This is a genomic window from Stenotrophomonas sp., from assembly GCF_035634915.1.
Lineage (GTDB): Bacteria > Pseudomonadota > Gammaproteobacteria > Xanthomonadales > Xanthomonadaceae > Stenotrophomonas.
The window spans coordinates 130,319-148,994 of record NZ_DASQCB010000010.1; the positions used below are offsets into that span (position 1 = coordinate 130,319).

At 67.6% G+C, this 18,676-nt stretch carries 13 protein-coding genes; 4 read left to right on the forward strand and 9 right to left on the reverse strand.

Annotation, left to right across the window (positions count from 1 at the left end; all coding sequences use genetic code 11):
- Nucleotides 1–11: 11 nt before the first annotated feature.
- A protein-coding gene (prfB, locus tag VER16_RS08415) for a peptide chain release factor 2 (protein WP_108765046.1) occupies nucleotides 12–1,137 on the reverse strand; the annotation gives its coding sequence in 2 pieces (ribosomal slippage) (nucleotides 12–1,061 and nucleotides 1,063–1,137; 1,125 coding nt in all).
- A 180-nt stretch (nucleotides 1,138–1,317) separates the two neighbouring features.
- Between prfB and VER16_RS08420 the strand changes: the two genes are divergently transcribed.
- Complete coding sequence (locus VER16_RS08420; protein WP_324807124.1) at nucleotides 1,318–2,058, forward strand: M48 family metallopeptidase; 741 nt, start codon at nucleotides 1,318–1,320, stop codon at nucleotides 2,056–2,058.
- 33 nt (nucleotides 2,059–2,091) lie between these two features.
- Here VER16_RS08420 and VER16_RS08425 read toward each other — a convergent pair whose 3' ends face one another.
- The gene (locus tag VER16_RS08425) at nucleotides 2,092–2,994 is read right to left on the reverse strand and encodes a LytTR family DNA-binding domain-containing protein (RefSeq protein ID WP_324807126.1); all 903 of its coding nucleotides are present in this window, start codon (nucleotides 2,992–2,994) and stop codon (nucleotides 2,092–2,094) included.
- Nucleotides 2,995–3,129: 135 nt separating this feature from the next.
- Between VER16_RS08425 and VER16_RS08430 the strand changes: the two genes are divergently transcribed.
- Both VER16_RS08430 and VER16_RS08435 read left to right on the forward strand, forming a co-directional pair.
- A complete protein-coding gene (locus VER16_RS08430; protein ID WP_324807129.1) occupies nucleotides 3,130–4,335 on the forward strand; it encodes an acyltransferase family protein in 1,206 nt (401 codons plus the stop codon).
- Nucleotides 4,336–4,426: 91 nt separating this feature from the next.
- Nucleotides 4,427–5,410 (forward strand): phosphatase PAP2 family protein, encoded by a 984-nt coding sequence (locus VER16_RS08435; RefSeq protein WP_324807131.1) that lies wholly within the window; start codon nucleotides 4,427–4,429, stop codon nucleotides 5,408–5,410.
- A gap of 67 nt (nucleotides 5,411–5,477) precedes the next feature.
- Here the strand turns inward: VER16_RS08435 and VER16_RS08440 are convergent, their stop codons facing one another.
- Both VER16_RS08440 and recJ read right to left on the reverse strand, forming a co-directional pair.
- On the reverse strand, nucleotides 5,478–8,378 hold the full coding sequence (locus VER16_RS08440; protein ID WP_324807133.1) for a VIT domain-containing protein: 2,901 nt from the start codon (nucleotides 8,376–8,378) through the stop codon (nucleotides 5,478–5,480).
- A gap of 122 nt (nucleotides 8,379–8,500) precedes the next feature.
- Nucleotides 8,501–10,258 (reverse strand): single-stranded-DNA-specific exonuclease RecJ, encoded by a 1,758-nt coding sequence (gene recJ, locus VER16_RS08445; RefSeq protein ID WP_324807135.1) that lies wholly within the window; start codon nucleotides 10,256–10,258, stop codon nucleotides 8,501–8,503.
- Between the two features lie 158 nt (nucleotides 10,259–10,416).
- On the opposite strand from recJ, the gene VER16_RS08450 reads away from it, so the two are divergent.
- Nucleotides 10,417–11,448, forward strand: coding sequence for a DUF1176 domain-containing protein (locus VER16_RS08450; RefSeq protein WP_324807137.1), 1,032 nt, complete (start codon nucleotides 10,417–10,419; stop codon nucleotides 11,446–11,448).
- Nucleotides 11,449–11,651: 203 nt separating this feature from the next.
- Here the strand turns inward: VER16_RS08450 and VER16_RS08455 are convergent, their stop codons facing one another.
- The 5 genes from VER16_RS08455 to dapB form a co-directional block, all read right to left on the reverse strand.
- Entirely contained in the window at nucleotides 11,652–12,569 is a 918-nt protein-coding gene (locus tag VER16_RS08455; protein ID WP_324807139.1) for a phosphoglycerate mutase, read from the reverse strand.
- Between the two features lie 4 nt (nucleotides 12,570–12,573).
- Nucleotides 12,574–13,038, reverse strand: a complete 465-nt coding sequence (gene greA, locus VER16_RS08460; RefSeq protein WP_026347191.1) for a transcription elongation factor GreA — start codon at nucleotides 13,036–13,038, stop codon at nucleotides 12,574–12,576.
- Between the two features lie 8 nt (nucleotides 13,039–13,046).
- Nucleotides 13,047–16,289 carry a carbamoyl-phosphate synthase large subunit gene (gene carB / locus VER16_RS08465; RefSeq protein WP_324807141.1) on the reverse strand — a complete coding sequence of 1,081 codons (3,243 nt, stop codon included), beginning with the start codon at nucleotides 16,287–16,289 and terminating at the stop codon, nucleotides 13,047–13,049.
- Nucleotides 16,290–16,438: 149 nt separating this feature from the next.
- Nucleotides 16,439–17,566: a glutamine-hydrolyzing carbamoyl-phosphate synthase small subunit gene (carA, locus tag VER16_RS08470; RefSeq protein ID WP_324807143.1), complete on the reverse strand. Its 1,128-nt coding sequence runs from the start codon at nucleotides 17,564–17,566 to the stop codon at nucleotides 16,439–16,441.
- Nucleotides 17,567–17,856: 290 nt separating this feature from the next.
- Nucleotides 17,857–18,585, reverse strand: coding sequence for a 4-hydroxy-tetrahydrodipicolinate reductase (dapB, locus tag VER16_RS08475; RefSeq protein ID WP_324807145.1), 729 nt, complete (start codon nucleotides 18,583–18,585; stop codon nucleotides 17,857–17,859).
- Nucleotides 18,586–18,676 lie beyond the last annotated feature (91 nt).

An 18,676-nucleotide genomic window follows, 5' to 3' on the forward strand; every position in this document is an offset into this window, starting at 1 on the left:
AGGGGCGGGAATCAGGCATCGCTGCGCTTGGAACCCACCGCCAGACCCGCCTTCAGGCTGGCCTCGACGAACTCGTCCAGATCACCGTCAAGCACCTTCTGGGTGTCCGAACGTTCGATGCCGGTGCGCAGATCCTTGATGCGGCTCTGGTCGAGCACGTAGTTGCGGATCTGGCTGCCCCAGCCGATATCGGACTTGGTCGCTTCCACGGCGTCCTTCTCGGCGTTGCGCTTCTGGATTTCCAGCTCGTACAGCTTGGCGGCCAGCATCTTCATCGCGTTGTCGCGGTTCTGGTGCTGGCTGCGGCCGGTCTGGCAAGCCACGACGATGTTGGTCGGGATGTGGGTGATACGCACCGCCGACTCGGTCTTGTTCACGTGCTGGCCACCGGCACCGGACGAACGGTACACGTCGGTACGCAGGTCGGCCGGGTTGATGGTGATATCGATGTTGTCATCGATTTCCGGCGACACGAACACCGAGGTGAAGCTGGTGTGGCGGCGGTTGTCCGAATCGAACGGCGACTTGCGCACCAGGCGGTGCACGCCGGTTTCAGTCTTCAACCAGCCGTAGGCGTAATCGCCTTCCACGCGCAGCGTGGCCGACTTGATGCCGGCGACATCGCCACCGGACACTTCCATCAGCTCGGTCTTCCAGCCGCGCGATTCGCACCAGCGCAGGTACATGCGCAGCAGGATTTCCGCCCAGTCCTGGGCCTCGGTACCACCGGCACCGGCCTGGATATCGACGAAGGCAGCGGCATTGTCCATTTCGCCGGAGAACATGCGCTGGAATTCCAGCTTTTCCACGTGCGCCTGGTGCTTGTCCAGATCGGCGACCACGGCCAGGGCGGTATCTTCGTCCTGTTCGGATTCAGCCAGTTCCAGAAGCTCGGTCGCGTCGGTCAGGCCGTCCAGCACCGAGGCGATGCCGCCCACGGTCTTTTCCAGGCTGGAGCGCTCACGGCCCAGGTTCTGCGCGTATTCGGCGTTGTTCCAGACGTCGGGGCTTTCCAGCTCCCGCGTTACTTCTTCAAGACGCTCTTTCTTGGCGTCGTAGTCAAAGATACCCCCTGAGCGACACCACACGATCGGTCAGATCGGTGATGCGCTGGCGGACAGGATTCAGTTCGATCATGTCGGCAGTCATGCACTAGATAGATGACTGCGCATGATACCGCAGGCAGGGGGCTCCGGCGAGGCAGGCCGGGGGCTGGCGCGCCCACAGCACATCTGGCCACACGATCCCGGTAGACTTCCCGACCGCCGCGGGAACAGCGGCCACGCGGACCATCCCAACCCAAGGAGCATCACTTCAATGACGATCATCCGTTCCACCCTGTGCCTGGCCGCCTGCCTGCTGGCCGCCAATGCCTCGGCCATCGACCTGAAGGGCCTGTCCAGCACCGGCCTGAAGGCGGGCAAGGCGCTGACCCTGTCCGACGCCGACGTATCACAGGCCGCCGACCAGGCCTGCGCGTACATGGACCAGGAAAACCAGGTGGTGACCGGCAACGATCCCTATGCCCAGCGCCTGGCGAAGATCACCCAGGGCCTGGCCAATGAGGACGGCCTGAACCTGAACTTCAAGGTCTACCGCACTGCCGACGTCAACGCCTGGGCGATGGCCAATGGCTGCGTGCGCGTCTACACCGGCCTGATGGACATGGCCAGCGATGACGAGATCCGTGGTGTCATCGGTCATGAGATCGGCCACGTGAAGCTGGGCCACAGCAAGTCCAAGATGCGCACCGCACTGCTGACCTCGGCCGGCCGCGATGGCCTGGCGGCGTCCGGCAACGGCAACCTGACCCAGCTCAGCCAGGGCCAGCTCGGCGAACTCGGCGAGAGCTTCATCAACGCCCAGTTCTCGCAGAAGGAAGAAAGCGCCGCCGACGATTACGGCTACCAGTTCATGAAACGCCACAACCATGATCCGGCCGCCCTGGCCAGCATGTTCCGCAAGCTGTCCAGCAAGGGTGGACTGATGTCCTCGCACCCGGGCTCGGACGCCCGCGCCGCGCGCATCGACAGCATGATCAAGAAAGACACGAAGTAAGCAGGATGCGGGCGGGCCCCGGTGCCCGCCCGCTCAGGCGCCCGCCAGTGCCTGCCGCAGCGTTGGCAGCTGCCGCCGGCTGCACGGCACCCTGGCCCCGTCGACCATGTGCAGCAGTGCCTCACCGCCATCCAGCGGCTCGATCGAACGCAGCTGCCCGCGGTGGATCAGCCAGCTGCGGTGCGTGCGCAGGAACATCGCCGGGTCCAGGCGCTGTTCCAGCGCCGCCATGGTGATCCGTAGCGGGTAGTCGTGGCCGCGCACCCGCAGATTCACGTAGTTGCCGGCCGCCTGGGCATACTCCACGTCCGCGGTGGCCACCAGGAACTCCTTGCCCAGCTTGCGCACCAGGAAGTGCTGTGGGCGTTCGACCGGCTCGATCGGCGGGCCGTCGTCGGGCTCGGCCAGCAGGTGTGCCTCGCCCTGCCTCCGGCGGCCGAACCACGCTGCGGCGTGCACGGCGATCACCAGCAGACTGTAGGTCTGCACGTCCTTGAAGAACTCGTAGAACCACTGCGCCGGCCAGTCACCATAGGTGTAGTGCTGGCCGACAAGGGCGAAAGCCAGCTTGCGCAGCAGCACCATCATGCTGACGTGCAGCAGCCACCAGGCAATGCCTCCCAGCAGATAGAAGCCGATCCGGCGCCGCCAGGTATCGGCATGCAGCGGCCAGCGCCGCGTGGCGGCATGCAGCACGACAAGCAGAGCCAGGGTGGACAGCGCGCTGCTGAACTCCTCGATCGAGGTGCCCAGCGCGGCGAACGGCTGGGCGTCCCGCCATGCCCGCATCCCGTGCGCCAGCACATTGCCCGCCGCCGTGGACAGGAACAGCAGCGACCAGAACGCGACGGCATTCATCAGGCGGGGCCGCGCAACAGTGACAGAAGCGGCCACGACCGCCGGGTATCCATTTTCCATCCGTCCATTGTTGCCCATCCACATCCATACGCACCGGCCATTGGTCCCAGCCACCCCACCACTGGCCCCTGCGCGCCACCCATTGCGCCCCATCCGCTGGCGCCCAGGCCTTGCCAGACCGACGCTGCAGCTTCCTCCTGACAGCCGCCGACCATGCACCGTCGCCACGACCTGGATACTCTGCGCATCGCCGCCTTTGCGCTGTTGATCCTCTACCACGCCGCCATGGCCTACGTGGCCGGCTGGGATTTCCACCTCAAGAGCGCCTACACCGCCGAGTGGCTGCAATGGCCGATGATCGCGATGAACCGCTGGCGGATGCCACTGCTGTTCGCCATCAGCGGCATCGCTCTGGGACTGTCGCTGCCTGACCATGGCCGCTTGCGCCACACCCTGCGCAGGTGCTGGCGCCTGCAGCTGCCGCTGTTGTTCGGCATCATCGCCGTGGTGTCCCTGCAGGCCTACTACGAGGCGTTGGACAAGGGGGATGTGGCGCCGGGGTGGGCCCGGTTCCTCTGCCGCTACTGGCAGTTCAGGCCGTGGCCGGGGGCGCACTTCAGTGGTGCGGCCTACGGCTTCACCTGGAATCACCTCTGGTACCTGGCCTATCTGCTGCCCTACACCGTGTTGGCCGTCGTGCTGGCCAGCCTGCTGCGACCGCTGCGTGCGGCACTGCCGCGCTGGCAGACAGGTGACCATCTGCTGGGCGCGCTGCTGCTGGTGCTGCCGGTGGCCTGGCTGGCCTGGGCCTTGCTGGTGCTGATGCCGCGCTGGCCACCCACCCACGCGCTGCTGGATGATGTGTATGTGCACGCCGAGTCGCTGCCGCTGTTCCTTGGGGGGTTCATGGCTGCGCGCTGGCAGCGCGGCTGGGAGCTGCTGGTGCGTGGGCGTCGGCTGACCCTGATGCTGGCCGCGCTTGGGCTGTGCCTGGAACTGGGAATCCGTGCGCTGGCCCGGCTTCCGGATGTGGGCGAGGTTGATGCCTGGGTACTGGCACTGCCCTGGGGCCAGACCGAGCGCATCGGCCGCGCGCTCTACACCTGGTGCATGCTGCTGACCCTATTCGGCTGGGCACGGGTGCTGCTGTCCAAGCCGTGGCCTGGGCTGGCGTATTGCCGGGAGGCGGTGTTCAGCTGGTACATCCTGCATCAGACCGTGTTGATCGTCGTGCTGTACACGCTGCGACCGCTGCAACTGGGCCCGTGGTTGGAACCGGCGCTGCTGGTGGCCGGCACCGTGGGTGGCTGCCTGCTGATCCACGAACTGCTGATCCGCCGCGTGCGCTGGCTGCGCCCCCTGTTCGGCCTGCGCAACGACGCGTCATCGCTGCCGGTGACACGTGTTGCGCCGGTGTAGCGCCAAGTCCACACTCGGCTGCTTTGGCCATGCGCCGAGCACAGGCTCGGCCCTGCCTGACCTGACTAGCAACGGATGATGAGGACAACGGATGTTCCAGACCCAGTGGCACCTGTGGCTGCAGCACACCTTCGACGCCGGCTGGATGCTGTCGGTGATGCAGTTCATCAGCCTGCTCGGTTACGAGATGACCTATACCGCGCTGATCCTCGTCTGCGCGTTCGGGGCCCGGCTGCGCGCCGGCCTCTGCGTGATGCTGGCCGTACTGCTGATGGCCTGCGCCACCCATGCGATAAAACAGAGCGCCGCCCTGCCCCGCCCCTCCGACGTGGATGCGGCGGTGCTGGACAAGGGCGAGCCTTCGCACCCGTTCGTCGTGGATGGCGGCGGCCGCACCTTCTGGTCGCTGCCCGATGCGCATGCCACGGCGATGCTGCGGGCGCAGCCTGATCCGGACTACGGCTTCAACAGTGGCCACGTGGGCGTGGCGACGGCCGCGTGCGTGGGCCTGCTGCTCGCCTTTGGCATCCGCCGCCGCTGGCTGCGCTGGGCGCTGGTGCTGGGCTGGCCACTGCTGATGGCGATCTCGCGCATGTACCTGGGCCGGCATTTCCTGGCAGATGTGCTGGCCGGCTGGGTGATCGGCATCGGTGTGGCCGTGCTGGCCTGGCAGCTGATGCCAGGCCAGCACGCAGCACGGCGCTGGCAGTTGCCTGCGCTGCTGGGCCTGGGCGTGATGCTGGCCGGGGCCTCGCTGTGGACGCACCTGGTGCCCCTCGGTGAAGCCGCGCGCCTGCTGGCGCTGGTGCTGCTGGTGGCCTGGCTGCAGTGGCGCGGCTGGCCGGCGGATCCGCAGGGCATCGTGCCGCGGGTGCTGCGCGTGCTGGGCGTGGTAGTGGTCTACCTGCTGGCGCGGCCGGTCATTGACTGGCTGGCCGGCGCGATTCCGCTGCCGGATGCACCGATCACCGGGTTGCTGTGGCACACCGTCGGCACGTTGCTGATCCTGGGCGGAGGCGTGGCACTGGCACGGTGGATTCCGCGCCAGCGCCAGATCCACGCCATGCGTGGATAAGCGGCCACAGTAGATCCACGCCATGCGTGGATGACCCGGGCACCACAACCATGCCTGGCCCAGAGCCCTACCGCACCTCGAACTCGCCCACCAGCACGGTCTCCGCACGGTCCTTCAGGCGCAGGGTGACCCTCTGGTCCTTCTGCTGCGGCGTGCCCCAATGCGTGGTCAGGCGCAGCATCAAGGTGGTGGCGCCGGTCACCAGCTGCTGCCGGCTGCCGAAGTAGTTGGCCTCCACCTTGTACCTGCCGGGCTTGGCATCGCGCAGCGAGAACTGCTCGGGGCCATAGCCGCCGGTGAAGTCCTGCGACATCTGCCCGCCCTGGTACGTCAGGCGATTGCCGTAGTAGGCGCGCTCGCCATTGGGGTCGGTCACCCACAGGTCCATGTCGCTGTTGTCGGCATCCCAGGCCAGCACCACGCGCAGGTCCAAGGGCATGGCCTGAAGCAGGCGCGGGTCGATGCCCCGGGTGTCCAGGGGCGGTCGGCTGCGTGACACCAGATTGGTCAGCTCATCCAGCGCGATCAGGGCGATGCCATCGAAGCGACCATCCCACGGACGCACCACCACCTGGTACAGCGGCTCGAGCGCCTGCTGCGGCTTGCCGGCTGCGGCCAGTGCCAGGCCGAGATCACGGAAGCTCTGCGGCTCTTCCTGGCCCATCGCCAACACCTGCTCGAATACCGGCACGGCGAGCGCGGGCGCGTCGGCCTGCAGCAGCCGGTAGCCCAGCACGCGCAGCAGATGGCGGTTGTCCAGGTCCATCTCGGCCAGGTTGGACAGCACGCGCAGTGCCAGTTCGCGCTGATTCTGCTGCAGCAACAGGTCGGCGACGTCCAGGAAGAACGCGCTGCTGTCGGCATGGGCGGCACGCTCGGCCAGATAGCGGTCGTACAACTGCGAGGGAGGCCCTTGGCGCAGGCCAAGGGCAACCGGCGAATCCGGCTGCCATGCCGCCAGCCGGATACCGAGCTGGCCACGGTTTGCGCGCGGCGGCGATGCCTCGTCAGCCGACGGGCTGCCGCCGATGATATCCAACGCCAACGATTGCGCCGCGGGCGCCTGACGTTGCGCGCGGGCGGCCTCCCTCCGCGATTCGGCGGCCATCATCGGTGCGGGCGGCGGCGCAGGTGCAGCCGGTGCGGGCGCGGCGAGCAGGGCCATCGGCGCGCTGGCGGCCGATTCGTTGTAGAGCATCTCCTTCGCCGCAGACGGCGGGGCCTGCTTCGGCCAGCTGCGGTTCCACCACTGCTGGCGCTCCTTCCACTGCGCGGCCACCTTGTCGAGCCTGCGGCGGTCTTCGGCTGCACGGTCAGCGACCTGGCGGGCGAACAGGCGGTCATAGTCCGCACGCAGCGCACCGGCCGGGCGGATCGCATAGCGCAGGTAGTCCTGCAGGGTTTCCAGCACGATCAGCGAGGTGTCCGGGCCCACCAGCCCGAACTGCTGCGACAGGCGCTGCATCGCTTCACGGTTGCTGCGCCGGTCCACCGCAAGCTGCTGCAGGCGCGCCTGCGCCCACAGCCCAGCAAGCAGGTCGCCATCGTCGCTGCGGGTGGTCGGCGGCAGGGCCTGCCATTGGCCCCCATCGATGCGCACGCGCATCGGCACGCCCTCGGCTGCCAGGCGGGCATGCAGCCACAGCCAGCCCTGCGCTTCGCTGCGGCGATCGATCACCACGTCCTGCACGCCACGCCCGACGTCGATCTGGATGTCCCGCGGTGCGGACAGCAGCTCGCGCGCGGCAGCCTGCACGTCATTGCCCAGCGCCACGAAACGGCCCCCGTGTGCCTCGCTCCAGCCACGCAGGCGGGTGACATCGGTGTGTGCGCCGGCACTGCTGATCGCGAACAGGCGCTGACCAGCGGCAAGCGTCGGCAGCGCTTCCGGGCCGTAGGTCAGCAGGCCATCACTGACCAGCAGGTACTCCTTCACCCCGGGCTGCGGCTGCCAGTTGGCCAGCGCGCTGGCGCCGTCCGGCCGTACCTGCTGCAGCGCCTGGCGCAGTGCGCTCCAGTCGCCCTTGCGGATACGGAACCGCCGCTCGGCCTCGGGGCGGTCGCGCAGCACGGTCAGCACGACATTGCCCTCGCCCATCGCCGCGAAGTAGCGGTCCAGCAGCGCGAACTCGCGTGTGCGATCGCGCTGCCCAGCCGAACCGGAGCCATCCCAGAGCAGGCCCACTTCGCTCGCCACCGCGCGCGGCGTGCGGTCGGCGGGCACCGGCAGCTGGGCCAGCAGGTAATGACCGTCCTGCCACTTCGCCACCTGCACCTGCGACTGGCGCACCGCAGGCAGGGTCCATTGCAGCTGGGCCGGCAGTTGTGCCCCACGCCCCTGCCAGTGCAGCTGCCCGCCCTGCAGAGCGAATGGCGCCTTGCCGGTAGTCGCAGCGCCTGCCACCTGCAGATCCAGCTTCACCGAAGCCGCGCCCGCGGCGAACTGCAGAGGCAATGCCCATTGCCAGCCCTTGTCGGCGAACGCCAAGGGCTCACGCACCACCAGCTGCACGCGGCGGCTGCCGCCGGCCGGCAGCGGATACACGCGCAGCCGGAACTGGTTACCCGCCGTCTGTTCCAGTAGGCCCGGGTCGACACCCCGGCGCGCGATCTCCTCGAAGACCTGGCGGCCGCGATCCTTCGGCACCGGCACCGCCTCGCGCAGCTCGCCATTGATGTCCAGCGCGAAGCCGCTGATCTGCTGGCCATCCCCGAGCGGGAACTGCAGCTCGCCTTCCAGCACGCGGTTGTTGGGATTGTGGAATTCCAGGGTGATGCGGGTCTGCGCTATGCCGGCCTGCACCTCACCCTCGATGCGCGCCTCGCGCAGCTGGATCGGCTGTTCGGCGGCCGGGGCAATCAGCAGCGGCGTGCTGGCCTGCGGCCGCGCGTGACGCGGCGCCTGCGCGTCAACGGGCCAGACCGCCAGCGCAAGCAGGATGAGGGAGGCACAGCGGGCAAAGACCATGGCACGGCTCCAGTGGGATCGTGGACGGTTCAACGCACCAACACGGCAGGTGGGGTTAAAAAGGGGACGGAGGGGATTAAGTCGTTTGTGCACAAACGACTTAATCCCCTCCGTCCCCTTTTTCAGGCGGGAAGGCAGTGCTCGACGATCAGCTGGATCGCGGTGCCGCCACGGTAATCATCGCAGGCCAGGCGGTAGGCCAGGTGTACGTGTCGGCTGGGTGCATTGCCGTGCCAGCCGCCGAAGTGGATGGCGTTGACCGTGCCCGGCAGGCCGGCCAGGCGCAGTTCCAGCTTCAGGTGTCGCTCCTTCAGCACGCGCCAGTTGGCCACCTCGAAATGACCATCGAACAGCGGCTCGGGGAAACCCTGCCCCCAAGGCCCGGCCAGGCGCAGGGCATCGGCATGGCGGTGGTCGAGTTCGTGCACGGCCAGTTCGCCATCGCTGAGCACGTGCTGCTGCAGCGCAGCCGGGTCCAGCACTTCCTGCACGATGGCGACGAAGGCGGCCTCGAACGCGGGCAGATGCTCCAGGCGCATGCTCAGGCCGGCGGCCATCGCATGGCCGCCGAAGCGCTCGACCAGGCCGGGATGGCGCGCATCAACCAGCGCCAGTGCGTCACGGATATGCAGGCCCGGGATCGAACGGGCCGACCCGCGCAGGGTGTCGGCGCCGGGTTCGGCGGGTGCGAAGGCGATCACCGGGCGATGCAGGCGGTCCTTCATCTTCGATGCGACCAGGCCGACCACGCCGGGGTGCCAGTCGGCATCGAACAGGCAGGCCGCCACCGGCCGCTCGCCCTCGGACTGCAGCACCACGCGTGACAGCGCCTGCTCGGCGTCGTCGGTCATCGACTGCTGCACGGCGCGACGCTCGGCGTTGATCTGCTCGAGGGTCTGGGCGATGTCGCGGGCCTGGCGCGGGTCTTCGGTCAGCAGCAGGGCGATGCCCAGCGCCATGTCCTCCAGGCGGCCAGCCGCGTTCAGGCGCGGGCCAAGCGCGAAACCAATGTCGGTGGCCGTCAGCCGTGCGGCATCGCGGCCACTGGCTTCGATCAATGCCTTCAGCCCCACACAGCCCTGCCCGGCACGCAAGCGGCGCAGTCCCGCGCTGACCAGCGCACGATTGTTGGCATCCAACACCACCAGATCGGCGACGGTGCCGACTGCCACCAGATCCAGCAGCGTGGTCAGGTCCGGGCCCTTGCCATCGGCGAAGACACCGGCCTCGCGCATCTGCCGGCGCAGGGCCATCAGCACGTAGAAGATGACGCCGACACCGGCCAGCGACTTGCTGGGGAAGCCGTCGTCTTCCAGATTCGGATCGACGATGACATCGGCCGGTGGCAGCTGCGGTCCGGGCAGATGGTGGTCGGTGACCAGCACCTGCCACCCGCGCGCCTTGGCGGCGTTGACGCCGGCATGGCAGGCAATGCCGTGGTCGACGGTGACCAGCAGGTCCGGCTGCAGTTCGGCCAGCTCCTCCACCAGCGAGGGCGACAGGCCGTAGCCGTGCACCATGCGGTTGGGCACGGCATGGAACACGTGCTGCGCGCCGAGCATGCGCAGGCCGCGCACGCCGACCGCACAGGCGGTGGCGCCATCGCAGTCGAAATCGCCCACCACCAGGATGCGCTTGTCGTGGGCGATGGCCTCGACCAGCAGCGCAACCGCCGCATCGATGCCGGTCAGCAGCTCCGGCGCATGCAGGTTGCCCAGGCGCGGCAGCGCAAGTTCCGGTGTGGTCGCGCCCCGGTTGGCATAGAGGCGGGCCAGCAGCGGCAGCGTGTCGTCGGGCCACGGCCCCGGCTGCACCGGCTCGCGGCGGCGGATCATCGGGGTATCGGACACGGACGGTGCAGCATCGGCGGCAAGGGACATCGGCATCGCCGGGTTGCGGGAGACCTCACCATCATAGCGCGGGGCCGGAGACGGGGTCGGCCCCCTCTGCACGGCAGAGGGCCCCGCCCCCAACCCAGGCATTTGGATTTCATCGCCACATCTTCCATGCTTGCTGGCCCCGAAATGGATGTCACCCCATGCACCGCTTGTTGTTCCTGGCCCTCGCCCTGGCTCCCGCCGCCCATGCCGCCACGCCCGAACCGAACGCTGGTGTGGCGTTCGAGCACAACGACTGGTCACTGGCCTGCGACAACACCCGCACCTGTCGTGCCGCCGGCTACAGTCCCGAAGAACCCGGCAACCTGCTCAGCCTGATGCTGGAACGCGCGGGCGGCCCGAATGCACCGGTCATCGCACGCCTGCGCAATGGCGAGGATGGCGACAGCCCGACGCCGGCGGGCACGCTGCGCCTGCGCCTGAATGGCAAGGACCTCGGGCCGGTGCAGGACACCGGCGACTCGGAAAAGGTGCTGCTGAAACAGGAACAGACCGTTGCCCTGCTTGCTGCCCTGCCCCGCAAGGCACGCATCGAGATTGTCGATGGCAAGGGCAAGGCGTGGGCGATTTCGGACAGCGGGGCCACGGCCGTGTTGCTGAAGATGGACGAGGCGCAGGGCCGGCTGGGCACGCCCGGCGCACTGGTGAGGCCGGGCGACAGGACCGAGGCTAGCGTACCGGCGGCTCTGCCGGTGCCGGTGATCGTGCGCGGAAAACTGGTGGCGCCGCGCGGCACGGATGCGGCGCTGGCGGGGGTGCCTGCGCTGCGCAAGGCGCTGATTGCCAGCCTGCCGGACGCCGACGCGTGCACGCGCCTGAGCGAGGGCGAGAAGGATGAGATCGAGATCCAGCGGCTGGATGCCGCGCACGTGCTGGCCAGCACCAGCTGCTTCATGGGGGCCTATAACTTCAGCAGCGGCTACTGGGTGGTGCAGGACAAGGCACCGTACCCGGCGAAGTTCGTGACCTCCGACGCGGAGGACTTTGATCGCGATGATGCCACGCTGCGCGGGCGCTTCCGTGGGCGCGGGATCGGCGACTGCTTCTCCGGCCACGACTGGACCTGGGATGGCGCGCGCTTCGTGAAGAGCAGCGAATTCACGACGGGACAGTGCCGCGGCGTGGCAGGCGGGCATTGGCAGCTGCCGACGGTGGTCAGCACGGTGAGGTAAGGCCGGCAGCGCTGCCGGCCTCTGTAGAGTCGAGCCATGCTCGACTGATCCCAACGTGCCAACCAAGGTTGGCACCTACCGAGGCGTGGCGTGCCAACCAAGGTTGGCACCTACCCAGGCGTGGCGTGCCAACCAAGGTTGGCACCTACCGAGGCGTGGCGTGCCAGCCAAGGTTGGCACCTACCGGGACAAAGCGGCCCCGCTCAGTCGTGCAGCTGGCGGGGCTTCTTCCAGAACTGCCAGCGCTGGCGCTTGTCCAGCTGGAACTGCAGGCCGTCCTCGAAATCCAGCACCAGGCGCTGCAGCTCACCGCGCCGCAGGGCCACCAGCAGCGGGCGGATGGCATCGTTGCCCAGCTGCTGCAGCGAGCGCAGCTGGCGGAGATCCACCAGCGCATCCACCGACTGCTCGCCATCCACCGAAACGCCTGCTGCAAGGGCCAGGCCCTGCAGCAGCGCATCACGGCTGCGCACCTGCACGTGCGGCGTGGTCACCGACACCGGCATCACCCCACCGCCCCAGAACCACAGGGAATTGATCGGCTGCTGGCCCTGTGCGGCGCGTTGCTGGTTCCACGAATGGTTGTGCAGCAGCACCTGCGCTTCGGTCATCAGGGCACGCCAGCGGCGGCCAGCCTCGCCGTCAGGCAGGTGCGAGAACAGATCATCGCCCAGCACCTCGTCGGGGCTGTCGAACGATGGCAGCTCGGTATCAATCGGCAGGCGCAGGTACCAGCGCGCCGGGTCCGGCGCATCCAGCACGAAGCCGGCATCGGCGAACAACGGCTGCAGCACCGGCAACAGGGCCAGCGTGTCGGCCAGGGTCGGCCGCAGCGTTTCGCCGTGGCCCATCATCCGCGCCCCGTGCATGTCCGGCACCATGCAGGCCGGATCCGCACGCAGCCAGCAGGCGCCGGCGGCATCGCCCACATCACGCTGGCGGGTCAAGGCCGCGACCGGCCACTGCGGCGCGGCGACGCTGAAATGGCGCTGCAGCTGGGCGCGTTCACCCGCATCCCGCTGCACGACGATGGCGCGGCCCAGGGCGCGCGCCACCTCGTCTGGCAATGCAGCCGCTGCAAAGCGGCTGCGTGCCGGCAACAACAGAGTCGCCGTTGCCACCCGGTCAGTCCACGTAGCTGACGCTGACGATCTCGTACTCGCGCTGGCCGGCCGGGGCGTCGATCACGATCGAATCGCCTTCGAGCTTGCCGATCATCGCGCGGGCCACCGGCGAGGAAATGGCGATCAGGCCCAGCTTGATGTCCGCTTCCAGGTCACCGACGATCTGGTACTTCTTCTCTTCGTCGGTTTCCACGTCAGCCAGGGTCACACTGGCACCGAACACGACCTTGGAGCCGGCATTGAGCTTGCTCACGTCGATGATCTCGGCATGCGACAGCTCGCCTTCCAGCTGCTTGATGCGGCCTTCGATGAACCCCTGCTCCTCGCGCGCGGCGTGGTACTCGGCATTCTCCTTCAGGTCGCCGTGCTCGCGCGCTTCCGCGATCGCGGCGATCACCTTCGGGCGCTTGACCGACTTCAGGTGATCCAGTTCGTCGCGCAGCTTCTGCGCGCCCTTCATCGTGATGGGGGCTCTCATGCATTCAACTCCTTGTGCAGCTCCTGCAGCGACCAGACGGGGCCGGTGCCGCGGAATTCCAGTGAATCCACCAGCGCCTTGGCGCCGGCAATGGTGGTCGAATAGGTGACGCGGTGCTGCAGCGCCTCGCGACGGATCGAGAACGAGTCGTTGATCGCCGCACGGCCTTCGGTCGTGTTGACGATGTAGACGATCTCGCCGTTCTTGATCGAATCGACGATGTGCGGACGGCCTTCGACCACCTTGTTGATGATCTCGCAGTCCATGCCGTGCTGCTGCAGCCACGCGGCGGTGCCACGGGTGGCAACCAGGCTGTAGCCACGCGCCAGCAGGGCCTTGGCCACCGGCAGCACGCGCTTCTTGTCCGGGTCACGCACCGAGACGAAGGCCTTGCCGACCGGCGGGGCCTTGATGCCGCCCGCTTCCTGCGCACGCGCGAAGGCGGCGTTGAAGGTGCGGCCGACGCCCATCACTTCACCGGTGGAACGCATTTCCGGCCCGAGGATCGGGTCGACGCCTTGGAACTTGGCAAACGGGAAGATCGCTTCCTTCACCGAGTAGTAGTCCGGCACGATCTCTTCGGTCGCGCCCTGCTCGGCCAGGGTCTTGCCGGCCATGCAACGCGCGGCGATCTTGGCCAGCGCCATGCCGGTGGCCTTGGAGACGAACGGCACGGTACGCGAGGCGCGCGGGTTCACTTCCAGCAGGTAGATGGTGTCATCGCCATCGTCGTTGGTCTGGATCGCGAACTGGGTGTTCATCAGGCCGACCACGTTCAGGGCCTTGGCCAGCTCCACCACCTGGCGGCGCAGCTCGGCCTGGGTCTTGGCCGACAGCGAGTACGGCGGCAGCGAGCACGACGAGTCACCCGAGTGCACGCCGGCTTCTTCGATGTGCTCCATCACGCCGCCGATCAGGACGTTGCCATCCTTGTCGGCAATGATGTCCACGTCGCATTCCACGGCGTTGTCCAGGAACCGGTCCAGCAGCACCGGCGAATCGTTGGACACCTTCACCGCGTCGCGCACGTAACGGGCCAGGTCGGATTCACCGTAGACGATTTCCATCGCGCGGCCGCCCAGCACGTAGCTCGGGCGCACCACCAGCGGGTAGCCGATCTCGCGGGCCAGCAGCAGGGCTTCCTGGTCATTGCGCGCGATGCGGTTCGGCGGCTGCTTCAGGCCCAGCTTGTCGACCAGCTGCTGGAAACGCTCGCGGTCTTCGGCCAGATCGATCGAATCCGGGCTGGTGCCGATCACCGGCACGCCGTTGGCTTCCAGCGCGCGCGCCAGCTTCAGCGGGGTCTGGCCGCCGTACTGCACGATCACGCCCTTCGGCTGTTCCAGTTCGACGATTTCCAGCACGTCTTCCAGGGTCAGCGGTTCGAAGTACAGGCGGTCGGAGGTGTCGTAGTCGGTCGACACGGTTTCCGGGTTGCAGTTGACCATGATGGTCTCAAAACCATCCTCGCGCAGGGCCAGCGCCGCGTGCACGCAGCAATAGTCGAACTCGATGCCCTGGCCGATGCGGTTCGGGCCACCGCCCAGGATCATGATCTTGTCGCGGTTGGTCGGCGCGGCCTCGCACTCGTCCTCGTAGGTCGAGTACAGGTAGGCGGTGCCGGTGGAGAACTCACCGGCGCAGGAGTCCACGCGCTTGTAGACCGGGCGCACCTTGTGCGCACGACGCAGCGCGCGGATGGCCGCTTCGTTGGTGCCGGTGAGCTGGGCCAGGCGGGCGTCGGAGAAACCGGCACGCTTCAGCTTGCGCAGGCGCGCGGCATCCAGTGCGTCGATGCCACCGGCAGCGACTTCAGCTTCGGCCGCGATGATTTCTTCGATCTGGTCCAGGAACCAATGGTCGATGAAGGACAGCGCGTAGATCTCTTCCACGCTCATGCCGGCGCGGAACGCATCGGCCACGTAGAACAGGCGCTCCGGGCCCGGCGCCTTCAGCTCGCGGCGCAGGGTCTGCAGGTCGTCTTCGCTGGTCAGGTCCAGGCCGGTCGGGTCGAAGCCGACCTTGCCGGTTTCCAGGCCGCGCAGGGCCTTCTGCACCGATTCCTGGAAGGTGCGGCCCATCGCCATCACCTCGCCCACCGACTTCATCTGGGTGGTCAGGCGCGCATCGGCGGCCGGGAACTTCTCGAAGGCAAAACGCGGAATCTTGGTGACCACGTAGTCGATGGACGGCTCGAACGAGGCCGGGGTCAGGCCGCCGGTGATTTCGTTCTTCAATTCGTCCAAGGTGTAGCCCACCGCCAGCTTGGCGGCGACCTTGGCGATCGGGAAGCCGGTGGCCTTGGAGGCCAGCGCCGAGGAACGCGACACGCGCGGGTTCATCTCGATGACGACCACGCGACCGGTGGTCGGGTTGATGCCGAACTGCACGTTCGAGCCACCGGTGTCCACGCCGATCTTGCGCAGCACGGCGATGGAGGCATCGCGCAGGCGCTGGTATTCCTTGTCGGTCAGGGTCTGCGCCGGCGCCACGGTGATCGAGTCACCGGTGTGCACGCCCATCGGGTCCAGGTTCTCGATCGAGCACACGATGATGCAGTTGTCCGCGGTATCGCGGACCACTTCCATCTCGAACTCCTTCCAGCCCAGCACCGACTCTTCGACCAGCACTTCGGTGGTCGGCGACAGTTCCAGGCCGCGGCTGACGATCTCGACCAATTCTTCGCGGTTGTAGGCGATGCCGCCACCGCTGCCGCCCAGGGTGAAGCTCGGGCGGATGATGGTCGGGTAGCCGACGCGGGTCTGGATCTCCAGCGCTTCGTCCAGGGTGTGGGCGACGGCGGCGGTCGGGCACTCCAGGCCGATCTCACCCATGGCCACGCGGAACAGCTCGCGGTCTTCGGCCATGCGGATGGCTTCGCGCTTGGCACCGATCAGTTCGACGTTGTACTTTTCCAGCACGCCGTTGTCGGCCAGGTCCAGCGCGCAGTTCAGCGCGGTCTGGCCACCCATGGTCGGCAGCAGCGCATCGGGCTTTTCCTTGGCGATGATCTTCTCGACCGTCTGCCAGTTGATCGGCTCGATGTAGACGGCGTCGGCCATCTCCGGGTCGGTCATGATGGTGGCCGGGTTGCTGTTGACCAGCACCACGCGGTAACCCTCGTCACGCAGGGCTTTGCAGGCCTGGGCGCCGGAGTAGTCGAACTCGCAGGCCTGGCCGATGACGATCGGGCCAGCACCGATGATGAGAATGGTCTTGAGGTCAGTGCGCTTGGGCATTTTCTTCTCTAAGTCAGTACAGCGTGACAAGGGGGGTGATCGCACGCTGTCGATCAGGAATCTTGATCCGCAACGCCGCGCCAGGGGCAGCAGCGATGCGGGGGCTTACGGTCCATCGCGACGCCACCGCCGGGCCGGCGGCGAACTGATCACGCCTTGCTCTGTTCCATCAGGGCCACGAAGCGGTCGAACAGCGGACCGACATCGGTCGGGCCAGGCGACGCTTCCGGGTGACCCTGGAACGAGAACGCCGGCACGTCGGTGCGGGCGATGCCCTGGTTGGTGCCGTCGAACAGCGAACGGTGGGTCACGCGCAGGGTCGCCGGCAGGGTCGATTCGTCGACCGCGAAGCCGTGGTTCTGCGAGGTGATCATCACCCGGCCGTTGTCCAGGTCCTGCACCGGGTGGTTGGCACCGTGGTGGCCGTGGCCCATCTTCATGGTCTTGGCGCCCGAGGCCAGGCCCAGCAGCTGATGGCCAAGGCAGATGCCGAAGGTCGGGATCTTCACGTCGATGAAGGTCTTGATTGCTTCGATGGCGTAGTCGCACGGTTCCGGGTCACCCGGGCCGTTGGACAGGAACACGCCGTCCGGCTTCAGCGCCAGAACCTCGGCAGCCGGGGTCTGCGCCGGTACCACGGTCACTTCGCAGCCGCGCTCGGCCAGCATGCGCAGGATGTTGGTCTTCACGCCGAAGTCGTAGGCCACGACCTTGAACTTCGCCGGCACGCTGACGAACGCGTTGGCGTCCAGGTCCAGCTGGCCTTCGGTCCAGGTGTAGGTCTTCTCGGTCGTGACGACCTTGGCCAGATCCATGCCCTTCAGGCCCGGGAACGTGCGGGCGGCTTCCAGTGCCTTTTCCACGTCGATCTCGCCAGCCATCAGCGCACCGTTCTGCGCGCCCTTCTCGCGCAGGATGCGGGTCAGCTTGCGGGTGTCGATACCGGCGATGGCGACCACGCCGCGCTGGATCAGCCAATCCTGCAGCGACACCTGGCTGCGCCAGTTGCTGGGACGGCGCGGTACGTCGCGCACGATCAGGCCGGCCGACCACACCTTGGACGCTTCATTGTCCTGGTCGGTCATGCCGGTGTTGCCGATATGCGGATAGGTCAGCGTGACCATCTGCCGGGCGTAGGACGGGTCGGTCAACACTTCCTGGTAACCGGTCATGGCAGTGTTGAACACCACCTCACCGACGGACAGGCCGGGCGCGCCTACGGATTCGCCCTCGAATACGGTGCCGTCTTCGAGGACGAGGATTGCGGCTTGGGTCACGGAAATCTCACTTTGGCTACCGAGGGGGCTGCCGAAGTCACGCCTGCGCTTCACGGAAATCCGGTTGCAAAAAAGCGCGGACGTACGGTCTGGGACCGGTCCGGCTTTCGTGATTCGGCGAGTGCGAATTGTAGCGCTGCCGGCGCGCTCGCGCCAGCGCTTATATCGCTTTATGAACAGGAGATTGCGTATTCATTTCAATCCGGCAGCGTATGCGGGCTTCTGCCGGTAGCGCCGGGCCATGCCCGGCGGAATTGACGAGGCCGCCGGGCGTGGCCCGGCGCTACCCTTTACTGCGGTCCGTCCAGCAGGTCGCGCACCCGGTAGCTGCCCGGCGCCCGCCCCTGCAGCTGGCGGGCCGCAAACAGCGCACCGCGGGCGAAGATGTCCCGGTTGGTGGCGCGGTGCACCAGCTCGATACGCTCGCCCAGGCCGGTGAACTGCACCAGGTGCTCGCCAACGATATCGCCGGCCCGCAGGCTGGCGTAGTGCGGCTCCGCCCCGCCCCGCTGCGCGGCCGCTCCCAGGGTCAGCGCGGTGCCCGACGGCGCATCCTTCTTCTGCGTGTGGTGCGACTCGACCACATCGCAGTCCCAGCCGGCCAGCGCCTGTGCGGCACGCTCGACCAGTTCATCCAGCACGGCCACGCCCATGCTGAAGTTCGAGGCCCACACCAGCGGAATCGCGCCTGCCGCCGCCTCCAGTGCCTGCCGCTGCACCGAGGAAATACCGGTGGTGCCGGAGACCAGGCCAGCGCCGCGCTCCACACACAGCGCCAGCATCGGATCGAAACCCTCCGGCAGGCTGAAGTCGATCGCCACGTCGAACGCCGGCGCGCCCGCCAGTTCGCTGGACGCGAAGAAAGGCACGCCGTCGATGACGCGCTGGGCCGGTGCGCGGCCGGTCACGGCGGCCACGACCTGCAGGGTTTCGGGGTGTTCGGCAGCCAGGCGCAGCAGGGCCTGGCCCATGCGCCCGGAAGCGCCGTGGATGAGCAATCGCAGGGGAGTCTGGTTCATCCGTGCAGGCTAGCGGCAGCGCCGCCATTTGGGTAGATCCTCGCCGCGCGTGGATGCACATCCCGGTAGATCCATGCCATGCGTGGATGGG